Source organism: Xylanimonas ulmi, assembly GCF_004216535.1.
GTDB classification, from domain to species: Bacteria; Actinomycetota; Actinomycetes; order Actinomycetales; family Cellulomonadaceae; genus Xylanimonas; species Xylanimonas ulmi.
Genome location: NZ_SGWX01000001.1, coordinates 408025 through 423207, shown reverse-complemented (window position 1 = coordinate 423207; position 15183 = coordinate 408025). Strand labels below are relative to the sequence as shown.

The window sequence follows — 15183 nt, the reverse complement described above, 5'->3', positions numbered from 1 at the left end:
CTCGGGGGCGCGCCCGCGGGGTCAGCGGGCGCGCCCCCGAGAGGCCTCAGTACAGACTGATCGCCAGGCGCTGACGGGCCCTGGCCACGCGCGGGTCGCTCGGACCGACGATCTCGAAGTACTCGACCAGGCGCACGCGCACGCTCTCCTTGGCGTCCGCGTCGGCGCCCGGCAGCAGCTCCAGCAGTCGATCGAACGCGTCGGTCACCTTGCCGCCGAGCATGTCCAGGTCGGCCACGGCGAGCTGTGCCTCGACGTCGCCCGGCGCCTGCGCCGCGGCCGCGCGCACCGCCTGGAGGTTGGCGTCGTGCGTGCGCAGCAGGAGCCGCACCTGGGCCAGGCCCGCTGTCGCGAGCGTGTCCTTGGGGTCCTGGCGCAACGCCTTCTCGTAGGCGGCGATGGCCGCCTCGTAGTCGCCGCGCTCGATCGCGTCGTACGCCTCCTGGTGCAGCGGCGGCAACTCGGGCTCGGCCTCCTCCTGCGGCTCCTCGTCGTCGGGCTCGGAACCCTGCGCGGGCGCCCGACCGGTGACCCCGTTCTGCTCGGCGGCCTGCAGCACCTGGTCGAGCACGGCGCGCACCTGGTCCTCGGCCGCACCGCCCGCGAACAGCGGCAGCGGCTGGCCTTGGAGGACGGCGACGACCGTCGGCACGCCCTCGACCCGGAACGCGGCCGCGATCTGCGGGTAGGCCTGCGCGTCGACGCGCGCGAGCAGGAACCTGCCCGCGTACTCGTCGGCGAGCCGGCCGAGCAGCGCGCCGAGCTCGGCGTTGGCCTGGTCGGTCGGGATCCACAGCAGCACGATGACGGGGTACGTCGCCGAACTCTGCACGACCTGCGGGAACGACTCCTCGGTCAGGTCGAGCACGTACCCGCCTGCGGCGGGTGCGCCGCCGGGCTCCCCCGGTGGCGGCGACTGCGGGCGCTGGAGCGCGGACAGGTCGACGGCGCCGCGTACGGAGAACGCGGGCTCAGGAGTGGTGCTCATGAGCGCTATCTTGTCAGCCCACCGAGGCCGAGGTCTGCACGTGCGAGTACCCGAGCAGTTTGACCCGCTGATCCGAGCCCGCCGGGGGCACGAAAAGCGCCACCATGTCCATGAACCCGGCGGTCAGCTTGTTGGTCAGCTCTTGGCCCTCCAGCAGGGCCTGCGCCGTCTTGGTCGAGGGTGCGAGGACGGCGCCCTCGACCGCCTCCATATGCTCCGAGCCGTTGAGCGAGGCCAGGACCATCGCTCCGCCGTCGGCGGTGCGCACCGTCTGGATCACGGCGTCGGGGTTGGGCGTGGAGGTGAACGTGTAGGTGCCGCGCACGAGGTCGTTGTCCGGCTCCAGCTCCTGGAGCTGGCGTTCGGCGGTCGACTTGAGCAGCACCCGGAACGGGTCCTCCTCGGCGGGCTCGAACGTGTCCACGAACGCGGACTGGTCACCGGTCGTGAGCAGGTCGGCGTACTGCGCCACGACGTCCTGTGGCGTGACGGCCAGCGACGCGTCGTCGGGGGCGAGCAGCTCGCTGCCCAGTTTGGGGTCGGCGAACGCCGGCATGGTCACGCCGGGACGCAGCTGGACCCAGCCCCAGAGCTTGAACGGGGCGCGCGGCGCGTCCTGCGTCAGCGCGATCAGGCGCGGCGGCTGCAGCTCGTCGGTGGGCTCGGTGATCGCGAACGTCGTGCGCGGCCAGGTGTCGGTCAGCGGCAGGATGATCTGCTTGTACTGCGTCGGCAGGACGGTGACGAGGTCCGAGTTCTGGCGGATCTGCGCGACCTGAAGTTGGCTGGTGCGCAGCGCGAGCGCCGGTCCGGTCACCCGCCCCTCGAGCGTGCTCGGGTCGAGCGACTCGCCCGCCTCGGCCAGCGCGGCGTTCATCGCCTCGAGCACCTGGGTGTTGCGGTCCACCGAGAGCGCGGGGCTCACGGACGCGGCGTCGGGCGCCGGGGTCGGGATCGCCGGCGCGCAGCCGCCCAGCGTCAGGGCCGCGGCGAGCAGGCCGCCCAGGGCGGCCCACCGCGTGCCGCGCGTGCGGAAGGTCGTGGTCATCGGGTGCCCCCTTCGGTGTCCTGGTCTGCGGATTCGTCGCGCTGATCGGTCGCGTCAGGGTCAAAGCCCCACGCCTGTCGCCAGGCCTGCGAACGGCTCGCGCGCGTAGGCGGCGCGTCGGGCTTGGGCTCGGCGGGCGCCGGGCTTGCGGCCCGGACGGTGGGGATCGCCCCCGTCAGGGCGCGCAGCCGACCGGTGATCCCGGTCTGCTCGGCGGCCTTGCGCGCCTCCTCGCGCTCGCGCAGCTCACGCCGGGTCAGCCGGGGCATCGACCCCGTGACCGGGGCGGCGCCGTCCCCGGGCGTCTGCGCCGCGGCGGCGTCCGGCGCCGCGGGGGCGGACTCGGGCTGCGTCGACTGGTCGGCGCGGGGGGCGGTCGGCGCGGCCTGGCTCGACTCACCCGCTCCTGCGGCGGCGGCCGCGGCGGCGGTTGCGCGTCGGCGGCTGCGGCGGCTGAGCGCCGCGGGCTTGTCGGCCCGCTCCGGGTCCTGACCGGACTTCGCGGCATCACTCCCGGCGCGGCCGGTGTCACCCGCGCCCGCAGGGGTCGCGTCGGACTTCGGGGCGGGTGCGGCGCCAGGCGGCGCCGCGGCGACGTCGGGCCCGACGGCGGTCGAGGCCGCCGTCGTCGCGCGCCACGCGTCACCACGGCCCGGGGCGAGCGGGCGGACCTCAGCGTCGCCGGAGCCCCCGGACGGCGCGTCCGGACCCTCCGCGGCCGGCCGCCCGCGGCGACCCAGCAACAGCAGTGCGAGGCCGCCCAGCACCAGCACACCGCCGCCCGCGACGCCGGGCCACAGCCACGGCGCCGTCACCACGCGCGGCCACGTCAGCTCGATCGTCGGGGCCGTCGCGTCCTCGCCGACCCCCGCCGCCAGGAGCGACCAGCGTCCGGGACGGTCGTCCCAGCGCAACGTGGCCGAGCCCTCGCCGGTCGCCTGGACGACCCACATGTCGCTGCCCGCGGGGTCGGCGCCGGGGGTCAGGGCCTCAGGCTCCTGGCCCTCCTCGGGCTCCGGCGCCTCGGGCGTCACGCTCGACGTCGCGAGCGTCGTCCAGTCGCTCAGCCCCGTCACACGGGTGTAGTGGTCGATCCCGACCCAGCCGTCGACGTCGACGTCGCGGCCGATCGCCAGCGTCACCGTGCCGTCGCCCGGGACCGTCGCCGCGACCGTCACGTCGGCGCCGACGAGCTCGAGCACGCCCGGGTCGGTCACGACCAGCGTGCCGTCGCCCTGGGGCGTGGCAGTCGCGACCACCGAGTCCGACTCGCGCCAGATCGTGGCCGAGGCAACCCCCAGGCCCGCGGCAGCCAGGCCCAGGACGATCAGGGCGATCCCGAGCAATCTACGCAGCACCGAGGGGTTCCTTCCGATTGGCCCGCACGAACGACATCCCAGGATACGGAAGCCGGGGCGCTGACGCGCCTGGCGCGCGCGGGAGCATGACCTTCATCCCGCACGACGCCGAGATCTGCACGACTCCTTCACCCGGCGAGACCGCCCGCCAGCCGCCCATCAGCCGCCCACCACGGGCCGCCGCGTTCGCGACGAGTGCCCCCCACCAGGCGCTTCGCCCGAATTCGGCAGGTTTGGCCTGAGCCTCGCGGTGCCGATCGACCCCCACGACCACTATCCTGGCGCGAGCGTCTGCCCTTACCCACTCTCTCCGGAGGTCCCGCCGTGTCCGACGAGCGCACGCTCTTCCCGATCACCATGCGCGGTTATGACCGTGCGCAGGTCGAGAACCAGCTGGCACGCCTCGAGCAGGCCCTTGACGAGGCGCGGCGCCAGGTCGAGGGCTCCGACACGCGGGCGATGCAGCTGCAGTCCGAGCTCGCCGAGGCCCAGCGCCAGCTGCGTGAGCAGGACCGTCCGTCCTACTCGGGGCTCGGCTCACGCATCGAGCAGTTGTTGCGCTCGGCCGAGGAGCAGTCGGCCGACGTGCTGACCCAGGCGAACCAGCAGTCCTCGGACGTCATGGCCCGCGCCAAGCTCTCGGCCGGCCAGGTGCGCGCCCGCGCCGAGGCCGAGGTCTCCGAGATGCTCGCCTCGGCCCGCCGAGAGGCCGAGGAGATCCGCACGACGACGGGGGCCGAGGCCGAGGGCACGCTGCTGGCCGCCCAGCGCCGCGCCGAGGAGCTCGTCGGCTCGGCCGAGCGCGAGGCCGCGCTCATCGCGAGCACCATCCAGACCGAGGAGTCCGAGCGTCGCGCCAGCCTGGAGCGCGAGCTCGGCGTGCTGCGCTCGACGACCGAGCGGGAGGTCACCGAACTGCGGCTCGCGACCGAGCGCGACGTCTCCCAGCTGCGCGCCCAGGCCGCCGCCGACGCCGCCACGCTGCGCCAGGAGGCCGAGGCCGAGGCCAACACCCTGCTGGAGTCGACGCGCCGCGAGGCGGCCCGGATCATCGCGGAGGCCAAGCACCAGGCCACCGAGGCGGCGCACACCGCCGCGAGCGAGATCGAGGAGCTGCGCGAAGCGGCCCGTCGCACGCTCGCGGACGCCGAGCTCGAGGTCGCCCAGCGCCGCGAGCAGGTCGAGCGCGAGGCGGCCGAGCGGCACGAAGCCGCCAAGGCGGAGACCGATCGGCTCGTGCGCACCGCCGAGGAGCACGCCGCCGAGGCCGAGAAGCGTGTCGCCGTCGCCCTCCAGCAGGCCGAGAAGGTGCGCACCGAGTCCGACCAGTACGTCAAGGACCTCGTGAGCGAGTCGCGCCGCACCGCTGACCGCATCGTCGCCGAGGCGCGCGCGTTCGCCGACCAGACGGTCAGCGACGCCCGCACCGAGGCCGAGGCCCACCGCAACGCGGCCCAACGTCAGTTCGAGGACCTGTCACGCAAGCAGGAGTCGATCAACACCTACCTGGACGAGCTGCGCGGCCTGCTCGGGGCCGAGCGCGGTGAGCATGACGACGCGCCGCCCCAGCCGCCCGCCGACGCGCCGGCCCAGCCCGAGGCGCGCAAGAAGCCGCGCTCGACGGGCAACACCCCGGCCCAGGCCGCGCGCGCCGCGGCCACGCAGACCGCGGCGACAACCGAGGGCGCCGCGGACGCCGACGCTCAGACCGCGGACGCCTGACCAGACCGCTGAGGCGGCGTCGCGTGGGTGCGACGCCGCACGGCCTGATCGCGGCACGGCCTGATCGCGGCACGGCCCTATCGGTGGCGGCGCACCACCCGGCGGTGCAGCAGCGCCAGCGCCGCCGCCACGCTGCGCGGGTCCTCAAGCGGGCTCAGGTGCCCGGCCGCGGGAATCACGGTGAGCGCGCCGTCGGCGGCGGCGTGCGCCATGTGCTCCGCGTCGCTGAGCGGCGTCACGGTGTCCTCCGCGCCGACGATGACCGACACGGGCCCGGCGAACCGTTGGAGCACATGCGTGCGGTCGGGCCGCCCCGCCATGGTGCGCAAGGCCCAGGCCAGGCCCCGGGGCGCCTGCGAGTGCACCCAGGCGTCGAGTGTGGGCAGCAGTTGACGCCGCTCGCGCAGGCTCGTCTCGCCGAGGAGCTGCGCGGGCAGCGCGAGCACGGGCTGGAGCGTCTGGCCCATCTCCATCTCGTGCGCGATGCGCAGCCGGTTGGCCCGTGCCGTGGGCGCGTCCGCCGTCGACTTGGTGTCGACGAGGCCGAGGCCGGAGACGAACCCGGGATGCCGGTCGGCGAGCGCGAGCGCCGCATACCCGCCCATCGACAGGCCGACCACGACCGCGTTGGCGATGCCGGCGTGCTGGAGCGTCTGATAGACCGCGTCCGCGACGAGGTCCATCCTCGCGGCGATGTTGCCGGACTCGCTGTACCCCTGCCCGGGCATGTCGACCCCGACGGCGCGCAGGTTGACCGGAAGTGCGGCGGCGGCCGCGCTCCAGACCCGGTGGTCCAGCGGGAACGCGTGTATCAACACGATGGGCACACCACCGCCGTCGTGAAGCTCATGCAGGGCCAGGGTCGGCAGCGGGGTCATCATCGCCCTCCGTCGGGTCGGTATCCGGTTCGAGTTCTCAGGCGTCGGCGGCGGCCGGCAAAATGCTGGTTTCACCGTCCCACGTCAGCGGCAAAGGCGCCTGGCCAGGGCGCACGTGAGTCACTATCTCGTCCAGCACACGCCGCACCGCGGGCTCACCCACCCACAGGTGCCGCGCGCCGTCGACTGCGATCACCTCGGCCTGCGGCACGCGGGCGAACCGACGCCGGGCCTCGTCAGGCTTGAGGTAGTCGTCGTGCTCGGGGACGAGCACCGTGAGCGGCCGACCGAACTGCGCCCAGCGGTCCAGATCGGCGTCGCTCGCCCGGTGCAGCGGAGGCGAGAGCAGGATCGCACCCTCGACGCTCGGATCGGCGCCGTACTTGAGCACGAGCTCGGTGCCGAACGACCAGCCCACGGCCCACCGGCGCGGCAGTCCGTGGAACTGCGCGTACTCGTAGGCGGCCTCGACGTCGTAGCGCTCGCCGACGCCGCCGTCGAACGCGCCCTGCGACGTGCCGCGCGGTGACGACGTGCCGCGCGTGTTGAAGCGCAGCACCGCCAGGTCCGCCAGCGCGGGCAGGCGCCAGGCGGCCTTGCGCAGGACGTGGGAGTCCATGAAGCCACCGTGCGTGGGCAGCGGGTGGAAGGTGACGAGCGTGGCTGCGGGCTCCACCTCGGCCGGCAGCGCCAGCTCGCCCACAAGCGTCAGACCGTCGGCCGTGTGCAGTTCGATGTCCTCGCGCAGCGCGGGCAGGACGGTCAGCGAACGGATCGGTTGCGACACATCGGTGAGCCTAGCGGCCGAATCTGGCGGCTCAGCGCAGCCGCGAGCGCCGCGCCCAGCATGAGCGGTGCCAGTGGCGGCGGGAGTCGAGCCCCGCGGACTCGCCGCCGATCGCGTCGCGCGCCCAGGCCACGACGTGCGCCGTACCCGGCGCGATCTCCTGCTGGCACCCCGGGCACCGGTACGTCTTGTCCCCGCCCTTGACCGCGCGGACGGTCCACTCGCCGTCGTCGGCCGACACGTGGCGCACTCCGCCGAGCGCGCGGTCCAGGTCGACGGGCACGTGCTGCGCGCCATACGGGCGCCGGGATGAGCGACGGGACGATGGCATGCCCCCATTCTCGCCGAACTCTCCACGGGGCGTTCGGGTTCGGCCGTTAGCATGGCCCGCGACTCCGACCGAAGGAACCCTCTCCGTGAACCTCCGCCTCTCCGCTGGCGCCGCCGCGCTCGCGCTCGCCGCCGCCCTGGCCCTGACGGGCTGCTCGTCGGACGACGACACCGCGGCCTCGTCGACCTCGACGCCCGCCGCCGACGAAGCCACGCCGACCGCCCAGGACGTCGCCGCCCTCGCCGGGGTCCGGGTCGAGGGCGACCCTGGCTCCGAGCCCACCCTCGCGTTCGACGCGCCGCTGTCGGTCTCGGTCCCCACGACCCGCCTGGTGTCGGACGGCACGGGAGACGCTCTGACCGACGGAGCGAGGGTCGACCTGCACTACGTGTTCTTCGACGCGAGCGGCGAGCGCGTGGGCTCGACGTGGCAGGAGGGCAACAACACGTCCGAGGCCGTCACACTGGGCGACCCGAACCTCGGCGTGATCAACGACGTGCTGGAGGGCACGCACGTCGGCGCGCGCGCGCTGGTCGCGAACCCCAGCGCCGGCGAGGACGGCGAGACGACGACCACCGTCATGCTGCTCGAGGTGGCGAGCGTCGGCGAGTGGCGCGCGCAGGGCGAGCCCGTGACGCCCGCGGCGGGCCTGCCGACGGTGACGCTGGACGACAACGGCAAGCCGTCGATCGCCATCCCCGAGGGCTTCGAGCCGTCTGACGACCTGGTGGTGCAGCCGCTCATCAAGGGGTCGGGCGCCGAGGTGACCGCGGAGCAGTCGCTCACGGTGCACTACACGGGCTGGCTGACGGACGGCACGCAGTTCGACTCCTCCTGGGACCGCAACGTGCCGGCGACCTTCTCGCTGCAGCAGGTGATCCCGGGCTGGACGCAGGGCCTGGCCGGCCAGACGGTCGGCTCCCAGGTGCTGCTCGTCATCCCCGCCTCGCTGGGCTACGGCGACGCGGGCCAGGGTTCGATCCCGGGCGGCGCGACGCTCATCTTCGTCGTCGACATCCTCCAGGCGTTCTGAGTCCAGTCCGCCTCCTACAGCACAGGGCGCCCGCCCGGTCCACGGACCGTGGCGGGCGCCCTGTGCTGTTGCGCGTCACCCGTCGATCACGCAGCGCCAGGCTCTCGCGCCGTTTCCTTGGATTTCCAACAAAAGGACCTTTGACCGTTTAGGCCAGGCTTACCTCGGTCGTACCGTCAGTGGCATGGACCTTCGCGCGTGTCCCACGGACCGGCTCGCCGTCGTGCGAACCGTGGGCCTGATCGACGACGACCGGCTCCGACTGCGCAACCTCGGCGTCCGCGAGGGCGCCGTCGTCGAAGTGGTCAACCGCAGTCCCTTCGGCGCGTGCGTGCTCGCGCTCGGCGCCGACCGGGTCGCGCTCGACGCCGCGACCTGCGCCCGCATCGAGGTCGAGGTGGGCTCATGAGCTGCCACAGCCCGTCCGGCGCGGTCACGCTCGAGGCGCCGGTCGGCAAGTCGCTGGTCACGGTCGCGCTGGTGGGCAACCCGAACGTGGGCAAGTCGACGCTGTTCAACGCCCTGACCGGCGCGCGCCAGGCCGTGATGAACGCGCCCGGCACCACGGTCGAGCTACAGACCGGCACGTGGCGCTCGCTGAGCAAGGCGACCGACGCCAAGGTCGCGCTGATCGACCTGCCGGGCACCTACTCGCTGGTCGCCCACTCCCCCGACGAGCAGATCACCGCCGACGCGCTGGCCGGGGCCGGGTCGCTGCCCGTCCCAGACGTCGCGCTGGTGCTGCTCGACGCCACGGCGCTGGCCCGCTCACTCGCGGTGCTCAAGCAGGTCATCGACTCGGGCGCCACCGTCGTCGCGGCCGTGTGCATGCTCGACGTCGCCTCCGGGCGGCAGGTGCGCCCCGACCTGTCGGCGCTCGCGCTGGCGGCCGGTGTCCGCGTGGTCGGCATCGACCCCCGCTCCGGCAAGGGTCTGAGCGAGCTGACGCGGGTGGTGGCCGAGGCGATCGACGGAGACACCTGCCCGTGCTGCGCCTCGGACTCGTGCGAGCCCGACTGTGACTGCTGCGCCGCCGACCGCGGCGCGCAGGCCGGGCCCGACGATCTCGACGCCGTGTTGGACGCCGAGATCGCCCGGTTCGACTGGGTCGAGCGGGTCCTGGCGGCGGCGCACCCCTCGCACGCCCAGCAGCGCGCGGTGCGCACCCTCTCGGACCGGGTGGACCGCGTGCTGCTGCACCCGGCCGCCGGCATCCCGGTCTTCCTCGCGGTCATGTGGGCCGTCTTCCAGCTCACGACGGTCGTCGCCGCCCCGCTGATCGACGGGGTCAGCGGGTTCTTCGACGGACCCGTGGCCGACTGGCTCGGCGGCTGGCTGCCTGGTCCCGCGTGGGTCCACGGGCTCGCGGTCGACGGCGTGCTCGCCGGCGTGGGCACCGTGCTGTCGTTCGTGCCGCTGCTCGCGCTGATCTTCGTCGCGATCGGCGTGCTGGAGGACTCGGGCTACCTCGCCCGGGCGGCGTTCGTCGCCGACCGCGCCCTGCGGACCATCGGCCTCGACGGGCGCGCCATGGTGCCGCTGGTCGTGGGCTTCGGCTGCAACGTGCCGGCGATGACCGCCACCCGGACCATGCCCGACGCGCGACGCCGTCTGCTGACCGGGTTGCTCGTCCCATTCACCTCGTGCCCCGCGCGCCTGGTCGTGTTCGTGCTGGTCGCCGGGGTGTTCTTCCCCGACAACGCGGGCACCGTGGTCTTCGCCATGTACGTGCTGTCCGCGCTGCTGGTGGTGCTTGGCGGGCTCGCGCTGCGCTCGACGCTGTTCCGCGACCTCAAGCAGGGTCGGGCCCTGGCCATCGCACTACCCGCCTACCAGCGCCCGCGCCTGAGGGTGCTGGTCATGTCGGCCTGGACCCGGGTCGTGTCATTCGTCAAGAGCGCGGGCGGCATCATCGCCGGCACGCTCGTGGTCGTGTGGATCCTGACCGCGATCCCCGTCACCGGCGGGCACCAGGTCGCCGACGTGCCGATCCACGACTCGGCGTACGGGCGCCTGGCCGACGGCATCGCCCCCGTCCTGGCTCCCGCCGGGCTCGACGACTGGCATATCTCGGCCGCCCTGACCACCGGGTTCGTCGCCAAGGAGGTCGTCGTCGGAGCGCTCGCCCAGTCCTACGCCGTCGACGAGCCCGAGGAGGGCGCCCCCGCCGGAGCCCTGGGCGCGCATCTGCGCGACACGCTCGAGGCGTCGTCGGGCGGGCACGGCGTGGCCGCCGCGCTCGCGTTCATGGTCTTCGTGCTCGCCTATACCCCGTGTCTGGCGACGGTTGGCGAGCAGAAGCGGGTGTTCGGCGCGAAGTGGACCTTCTCGGCGGTCGCCGTCCAGCTCGCGGTCGCCTGGGCGCTGGCGGCGCTCGTCTTCCAGGTCGGCAGGCTGATCTGGTGAGCGTGCTCGTCCGCGTGCTCGACGCGGTCCGCAGCGGGGTCTCGACCGATCGCCTGGGGTCGTACCTCGGGGTCGACGACGGCCTCGCTCAGGCCGCGCTCGACCACTGGGTGCGCCTCGGCCTCGTCACGCCCGCAGGCGACCTCACCCTCGGGTGCTCCGGCTGCGGCCCCGCTCAGGCGGTGGTGGGCGGGCGCGGCGTGACCGCCGCTGGCCCCGCGTGCGGCGGGTGCCCCTTCAGCCGCTGAGCGCGTCGGCGCAGGTCGGCCCGGCATTTGGGCAACGGTGGCGTGCGCAAATCTCTGCGTGCCAGCGCGCTGCGCGCCCGGACCCTGCTGCGCACACTGACACCTGTCCGCGACCGTCGACGAGGGTCGGCACGCACCGCGGACCCGGCCCCAAGGAGCGAGACCATGACCACCCTGCAGGAGATGCCGTCCGTCGCCGAGTGCACGGTCGCAGGCTGCGGCTTCAACCACGACTCCGGCTGCCACGCCGCGGCGGTCACCATCGGCGGCGCGGCGTGCGCCACCTTCATCCCGCTCGACGCCAAGGGCGGTCTGGCGTCGGTGCTCGCGCACGTCGGCGCCTGCCAGCGCCTGGAGTGCCGGTTCAACGACAACCTGGAGTGCTCCGCCGAGGCCATCCGCGTGGGCGCCGGATCGAGCGACGCGACCGCCGACTGCCTGACCTTCGCCGTCTGAGCGAACGCCGGCGCCCGGCCCCGCGCGACCCTTCGGTCCGCGGCGCCGGGCGCTCGTGCGTCGGTGTCCGGAATCGCCCAGCTCTTGCCCCCACCCCTCCCGGCATGCTTAGGTAAGGCTCGCCTCACCATGTTGACGGCGCTCTTCCGGCGCCGCGTGACGGCGCCCGCGCACGAGGAGTGGAATGCCATGACGCACACCGGCGGTCCGCAGGTCCTGCTCGCAGGAAGCGCCGACGACCTGCCCCAGATCAGGCAGGTCCTCGACCACGCCGTGCACTGCGTCTACGGGCAGATCTACCTTGAGGTCGGCGCCGGCGAGGCGGCGAGCGCGCGCGCCCTGCTGCCGAGCGTGCTGCCCGAGGGCATGTCGCTCACGCTGCTGGAGCGGCGCCCGCGGGCCGACGGCGCGAACCCGGGCGAGCCGCTCGCCCGTGCGCTGACCGCCTGGGCCGACGAGTGGGCCACCGAGGACGCCCTCGACGCCGGCCAGATCATCGCGATGTGGGTCGGCTACTCGGGCAATCCCGCGGTCGACGCGGCGTGCGACGACCTGGCGATGCGCCTGGACCGCACCCCCGTGCATCTGCACCGCGACTGAGCCTGACGGCGGCAACGCGCCCGAGGCGGGCCCCCGGTCGCCGTCTGGCTCAGGCCGCGGCCTTGCCGTGGCGCCAGTAGCCGATAAAGGTGATGTTGCGCTTCGGCGCCCCCAGCGAGACCAGGTGGCGGCGGCCCTCGGTGGGCAGCGCCTGCTCGCCGATCAGATGCGCCGCGAGCCGCTGCGGGTCCTGGGGGACGAACTGCGTGAGCTCGGCCAACGCGAGCCGCCCCGGCCGGGCGTGCGGGTCGGCGCGCGGCAGCCAGCGCACCTCGACCCCCGTCGGCGCGTCGACCTTCTGCGCGTCGGCCTCATCGGGGATCTCGACGATCGCCAGACCCCGAGCGTCGTGGGGCAGGTCGCGCAGAATCCCGCAGATGGCCGGCATCGCGGACTCGTCGCCCACCAGCAGGTGGAAGTCGGCCCCGGGCGCGGGGTCGAACCCCACGCCCTGGTCGAGCAACGCGACCCGCTCCCCCGGCTGGGCCCGCTGCGCCCAGGGCCCCGCGACGCCGTCGTCGCCGTGGGCGACGAAGTCGATGTCAAGCTCGCCGATCTCCGGGCGGTGCTCGCGCACCGTGTACGCGCGCAGGACCGGGCGGGTCCCGGACGCGCTCGCGAGGTACCTGAGATAGCCGCCCACCCCGAACCGCTCGGGCAACTTGTCCCACGCCGTCTGCTCGCCCGCGGTGGGCAGGAAGAGGCGGACCCAGTGGTCGAACCCGCGCCGCGGCATCCGCGCCACCCCGTCACCGCCCACCGTGACGCGGACCAGGTGCGGGCTGATCCGCTCAGCGCGCACCACCTCGGCCTGGTAGAGGCCGGTGACCTTGCGAGCGTCCTTGTACGACACGGGTGGCTTCCCTCTCTGGGTGGTCTCGGGCTGTCGCGGCGCGGGTCTGCGTGGCGGGCTCAGCGCCCGGCCGCATCGGTGCGACGCGCCGCAGCGTAGCCGACCGCGCGGCACCCAGGGAAGCCTTACCTAAGTTTCGCTCGCCGCTGCGCCCACGCCGTGCCGTCCCAGTACCAGGCCACACCAGGCTCGCCCCGCTGATCCGGGAACCAGCCCACCACGATCCCGGTGTGCGAGTGCGCGCTCGATGGCGCCGCGCCACGGAACCGTGGGTTCGGCCGCCGCAGCGTGATCTGTAGGTCCGAGCCCCAGACCCAACTCTCTCTGCCGGACTGCGCCACCACCTCCCACCCCGCGCGCACGAGCCTCTCGGCCTGCTTCTGTGTGCGGACGGTCACCGTCACATAGGGCTGGCCCCTGCGGGCCATCGTCGCCTCCTCGCCCCGCGTCCTCGCCTCGAGCACTCGGCCCGATCGCCACGGTACGGTCGCCGCATGCCCACCGCGACTCCCGCCACATCCCCCGCTCACACCTCCGCGCCGCTCCCCACCGCCCCGGTCGTCGCCGCCGGACTGGTTGGCGGGTTCGCCGTTGGGCGCGCCACCCACCGACGCCCGCTCGCTGGGCTCGTGCTGGCGGCGGCAGGCGTCGCCGCGGGCAGGCAATGGGCCAAGGACTGCGGACCGGCGACGACGACGACGCTCGTCGCCACGTACCTGGCCGCGTTTGGGCTGTCGCACCCCCTGGCGAAGCGGATCGGGGCGTGGCCCGCGGTGCTCACCGCGGCGGCGACGTCCGCCGCGGCCGCGTGGGCGCTGCACGACCGGCTCCGCTGACACCCGCGTACGCGGGCTCGTGCGGGGCGGCGGCGTCGCGAGCCAGCCGGTCGCCGAGCCGCGCCGGGTCCGCTGGGGCGGCCAGGGATCAGCCCGCGACCAGACCGATCCCGAGGGCGGCGGCGGCCAGGCAGGCGACTGCCATCAGCGCCGGATGCACGAGCGCGACGAGGCTGCGCCCAGCCAACGCGAGCCGCGCGGCCTCGACGCTCGCCGTGCTGAAGGTCGAGTACCCGCCGAGGAACCCGACCCCGAGCACCGCGCGAACCCCGTCGTGCCCGGGGTGCGCCAACGCCCATCCCGTCAGCAGCCCGAGCAGGAGGCACGCCGACAGATTGACCGCGAAGGTGCCCACGGGCAGCGACAGGCGGTTGTGGCGAGCGATCGCGGTGTCGGCCAGGAAGCGGGCGGCGGCGCCCAGGCCGCCGGCGAGCACCAGCAGGGCCGTGATCATGCGTGGCCTCCTGCCCGGCTCGGGGCTTGCATGCCGGTCGCCCGCCGCCAGAGGCCCGCCGCCACGCCGATGCCGACGACGGCGGCCAGGATCCCGAGGGCGACGCTCGCGAGCGCGTAGCCGACGCCCAGCCACACCTGCCCGCCCTCGGCCAGCCGCACCGTCTCGACGGCGAAGGTGCTGTAGGTGGTGAACCCGCCCATGACCCCGGTGCCGCAGCCCAGGCGCGCCGTGCGCCGCCAGCCGTCGTCGGGCCCGGTCCGCAACAGGGTCTCCAGCAGCGCCCCGAGCAGGAGCGACCCGACGACGTTGATCCAGAACGTCGTCCACGGCCACGCGCCAGGCGACGCGGGGAACCGCTCCTCCAACCCGTACCGCGCGGCCACGCCCACGCAGCCCCCGAGCGCGACCAGGCCCGCGGAGGCCAGCGTGCTCGCGCCTCCTCGCGTCACTGCCACGGCGCCCGCGTCTCCTTCCAGTCCACGACACTCAACGGCACCGTGAGCACGGGGCGGTGCTGGTGTTGGGCCAGGTGCACGGCCACCGACCCCTCGATCGCCTCGCGCAGGCGCCCGGCGCCGCCGGGGGCGCGCGTGCCCACCACGATCGCCGCGGCGTCGACAGCCCGCGCCAGGTGGGTCAACGCGCGGTCGGGCCGGCCCGCGAGGTAGACGAACCGCCACGGCACGTCGGCGCCAGCCAGCACCCGCTCCAGATGGGAGCGCAGACCCGCCGCCGTCTGCTGCCAGTCGACGTCAGCCGTGTCGGGGTCGATCGGCGCGTGGGTCACCGTCCCATCCGGATGCTCCTCGACGGCGTACCGGGACACGTCCGCGTAGGCGAAGTGGACCATCGGGGCGCGCACGGCACGCGCCCAGGCGACGGCGGTGAGGGGGACGAGCTCGTCCTGTCCGGGCGCGACTCCCGCCACGATGGCGTGCCCCACGGGCTCGACCATCCGGTCGACGGCGGGCTGCGGGTGGTCGGCCACCGGCGTCTCCGTTCCGCGGGCAGACCCCTGCCCGACATCGTGCGTCGAGTCAGGAGCCATCAGCCGGTACGGCGGTTCGGGCCTGCGGCCCTGGCGGGATCCATCGCCGGGGCCAGGTTACCGCTCGCGGGGTCGTCTGGCGCCACCTGCGGGGTGGGCTCGACAGGCTCAACCGCCGGGAGCGGCCCAGGCCA

19 protein-coding genes and 1 riboswitch are annotated in these 15183 nt (G+C 74.3%); of the genes, 8 read left to right on the top strand and 11 right to left on the bottom strand.

Annotation, left to right across the window (positions count from 1 at the left end; all coding sequences use genetic code 11):
* Positions 1-46: 46 nt before the first annotated feature.
* The 3 genes from EV386_RS01870 to EV386_RS01860 are packed head-to-tail and all read right to left on the bottom strand — an operon-like array spanning position 47 to position 3394.
* On the bottom strand, positions 47-988 hold the full coding sequence (locus tag EV386_RS01870; protein WP_130411810.1) for a tetratricopeptide repeat protein: 942 nt from the start codon (positions 986-988) through the stop codon (positions 47-49).
* Positions 989-1001: 13 nt separating this feature from the next.
* Positions 1002-2036, bottom strand: coding sequence for a DUF8094 domain-containing protein (locus EV386_RS01865; RefSeq protein ID WP_130411808.1), 1035 nt, complete (start codon positions 2034-2036; stop codon positions 1002-1004).
* Positions 2033-3394, bottom strand: coding sequence for a hypothetical protein (locus tag EV386_RS01860; protein WP_130411806.1), 1362 nt, complete (start codon positions 3392-3394; stop codon positions 2033-2035). The genes EV386_RS01865 and EV386_RS01860 overlap by 4 nt, the downstream gene beginning before the upstream one ends.
* A 324-nt stretch (positions 3395-3718) precedes the next feature.
* Between EV386_RS01860 and EV386_RS01855 the strand changes: the two genes are divergently transcribed.
* Positions 3719-5116 carry a coiled-coil domain-containing protein gene (locus tag EV386_RS01855; protein ID WP_242607788.1) on the top strand — a complete coding sequence of 466 codons (1398 nt, stop codon included), beginning with the start codon at positions 3719-3721 and terminating at the stop codon, positions 5114-5116.
* Between the two features lie 77 nt (positions 5117-5193).
* Here EV386_RS01855 and EV386_RS01850 read toward each other — a convergent pair whose 3' ends face one another.
* The 3 genes from EV386_RS01850 to EV386_RS01840 are packed head-to-tail and all read right to left on the bottom strand — an operon-like array spanning position 5194 to position 7112.
* Positions 5194-5994 carry an alpha/beta fold hydrolase gene (locus tag EV386_RS01850; RefSeq protein ID WP_130411804.1) on the bottom strand — a complete coding sequence of 267 codons (801 nt, stop codon included), beginning with the start codon at positions 5992-5994 and terminating at the stop codon, positions 5194-5196.
* Positions 5995-6031: 37 nt separating this feature from the next.
* The gene (locus EV386_RS01845; protein ID WP_130411802.1) at positions 6032-6781 is read right to left on the bottom strand and encodes an alpha/beta hydrolase; all 750 of its coding nucleotides are present in this window, start codon (positions 6779-6781) and stop codon (positions 6032-6034) included.
* Positions 6782-6812: 31 nt separating this feature from the next.
* A complete protein-coding gene (locus EV386_RS01840; RefSeq protein ID WP_130411800.1) occupies positions 6813-7112 on the bottom strand; it encodes a hypothetical protein in 300 nt (99 codons plus the stop codon).
* Between the two features lie 85 nt (positions 7113-7197).
* Between EV386_RS01840 and EV386_RS01835 the strand changes: the two genes are divergently transcribed.
* The 6 genes from EV386_RS01835 to EV386_RS01810 all read left to right on the top strand — a co-directional run bounded on the left by EV386_RS01835 (position 7198) and on the right by EV386_RS01810 (position 11855).
* Positions 7198-8145 (top strand): FKBP-type peptidyl-prolyl cis-trans isomerase, encoded by a 948-nt coding sequence (locus EV386_RS01835; protein WP_130411798.1) that lies wholly within the window; start codon positions 7198-7200, stop codon positions 8143-8145.
* A 184-nt stretch (positions 8146-8329) separates the two neighbouring features.
* Positions 8330-8554 carry a FeoA family protein gene (locus tag EV386_RS01830; protein ID WP_130411796.1) on the top strand — a complete coding sequence of 75 codons (225 nt, stop codon included), beginning with the start codon at positions 8330-8332 and terminating at the stop codon, positions 8552-8554.
* Positions 8551-10551 (top strand): ferrous iron transport protein B, encoded by a 2001-nt coding sequence (gene feoB, locus EV386_RS01825; protein ID WP_130411794.1) that lies wholly within the window; start codon positions 8551-8553, stop codon positions 10549-10551. Before EV386_RS01830 ends, feoB begins: the two co-directional genes overlap by 4 nt.
* Positions 10548-10799 (top strand): hypothetical protein, encoded by a 252-nt coding sequence (locus EV386_RS01820; RefSeq protein ID WP_130411792.1) that lies wholly within the window; start codon positions 10548-10550, stop codon positions 10797-10799. The genes feoB and EV386_RS01820 overlap by 4 nt, the downstream gene beginning before the upstream one ends.
* A gap of 165 nt (positions 10800-10964) precedes the next feature.
* A complete protein-coding gene (locus EV386_RS01815; protein ID WP_130411790.1) occupies positions 10965-11255 on the top strand; it encodes a DUF1540 domain-containing protein in 291 nt (96 codons plus the stop codon).
* Positions 11256-11387: 132 nt separating this feature from the next.
* Positions 11388-11855 carry a hypothetical protein gene (locus tag EV386_RS01810; protein ID WP_130411788.1) on the top strand — a complete coding sequence of 156 codons (468 nt, stop codon included), beginning with the start codon at positions 11388-11390 and terminating at the stop codon, positions 11853-11855.
* A gap of 49 nt (positions 11856-11904) precedes the next feature.
* Here EV386_RS01810 and EV386_RS01805 read toward each other — a convergent pair whose 3' ends face one another.
* Both EV386_RS01805 and EV386_RS01800 read right to left on the bottom strand, forming a co-directional pair.
* Positions 11905-12708, bottom strand: coding sequence for a siderophore-interacting protein (locus EV386_RS01805; RefSeq protein ID WP_130411786.1), 804 nt, complete (start codon positions 12706-12708; stop codon positions 11905-11907).
* A gap of 125 nt (positions 12709-12833) precedes the next feature.
* A complete protein-coding gene (locus EV386_RS01800) occupies positions 12834-13136 on the bottom strand; it encodes a DUF2510 domain-containing protein (protein WP_130411784.1) in 303 nt (100 codons plus the stop codon).
* Between the two features lie 66 nt (positions 13137-13202).
* Between EV386_RS01800 and EV386_RS01795 the strand changes: the two genes are divergently transcribed.
* Positions 13203-13544 (top strand): hypothetical protein, encoded by a 342-nt coding sequence (locus EV386_RS01795; RefSeq protein WP_130411782.1) that lies wholly within the window; start codon positions 13203-13205, stop codon positions 13542-13544.
* Positions 13545-13632: 88 nt separating this feature from the next.
* Here EV386_RS01795 and EV386_RS01790 read toward each other — a convergent pair whose 3' ends face one another.
* The 3 genes from EV386_RS01790 to EV386_RS01780 are packed head-to-tail and all read right to left on the bottom strand — an operon-like array spanning position 13633 to position 14989.
* On the bottom strand, positions 13633-13998 hold the full coding sequence (locus tag EV386_RS01790) for a fluoride efflux transporter FluC (RefSeq protein ID WP_207216445.1): 366 nt from the start codon (positions 13996-13998) through the stop codon (positions 13633-13635).
* Positions 13995-14456: a fluoride efflux transporter FluC gene (locus EV386_RS01785; RefSeq protein WP_242607787.1), complete on the bottom strand. Its 462-nt coding sequence runs from the start codon at positions 14454-14456 to the stop codon at positions 13995-13997. The genes EV386_RS01790 and EV386_RS01785 overlap by 4 nt, the downstream gene beginning before the upstream one ends.
* Positions 14447-14989, bottom strand: coding sequence for a universal stress protein (locus tag EV386_RS01780; protein ID WP_242607786.1), 543 nt, complete (start codon positions 14987-14989; stop codon positions 14447-14449). The genes EV386_RS01785 and EV386_RS01780 overlap by 10 nt, the downstream gene beginning before the upstream one ends.
* 43 nt (positions 14990-15032) lie before the next feature.
* A riboswitch (Fluoride riboswitch) is annotated at positions 15033-15106 on the bottom strand.
* Between the last annotated feature and the right edge of the window lie 77 nt (positions 15107-15183).